The sequence below is a fragment of the Aerococcus sp. L_32 genome (assembly GCF_050689315.1).
Map to the genome: position 1 here is coordinate 1 of NZ_JBOEQF010000947.1, position 719 is coordinate 719.

General features: G+C 47.4%; 1 protein-coding gene. It reads left to right on the forward strand.

Features of this window, described 5'->3' with window-relative positions:
- On the forward strand, positions 1 to 719 hold a 719-nt coding region (locus tag ACRCJ0_RS17530), incomplete at both ends, for a pyridoxal-phosphate dependent enzyme (RefSeq protein WP_431391433.1).

Here is a 719-nt window from a genome sequence, read left to right on the forward strand (position 1 = left end):
CTGGTGCTAAACACCAGATGACTTTTATTGAACCTTACGATGATGAAAATGTCATCGCTGGCCAGGGGTCACTAGCTGTTGAAATCCACCACAGCCTAACTGCCGACGGGGAAACTGCAGACTATGTCTTAGTGCCTATCGGTGGGGGTGGATTGATCTCTGGTGTTTCTGCATATGTCCGTGAAGCCATGCCTGAAACCAAAATTGTTGGCGTTGAACCAGCCGGTGCAGCGTCCATGAAACTGGCCCTTGACCAAGGTCAGCCGACAGCACTTGAGAAAGTGAACAAATTCGCGGATGGTACAGCAGTTGGTAAGGTAGGGGACATCACCTTCCAATACGCGAAAGACAATATTGACCGCATTGAAACAGTCGAAGAAGGTAAGATTGCGGGGACAATTATTGACTTGTACACCAAGCAAGCCATCGTAGCCGAACCTTCAGGTGCCTTGACCGTATCTGCCCTAGATAATATGGCCGAAGACCTTGTTGGCAAAACAGTTGTCTGCATCATTTCTGGTGGGAATAACGACATCAACCGCATGGCGGAAATTGAGGAGAAAGCTTTGATCTATTCTGGAACCAAACAATACTTTGTAGTGAATTTCCCGCAAAGGCCAGGCGCATTAAGAGAATTTGTAACGGACGTTTTAGGCCCCGACGATGATATCGCTAAGTTTGAATATACCAAGAAAATTTCCCGGTCAAATGGACCAGCC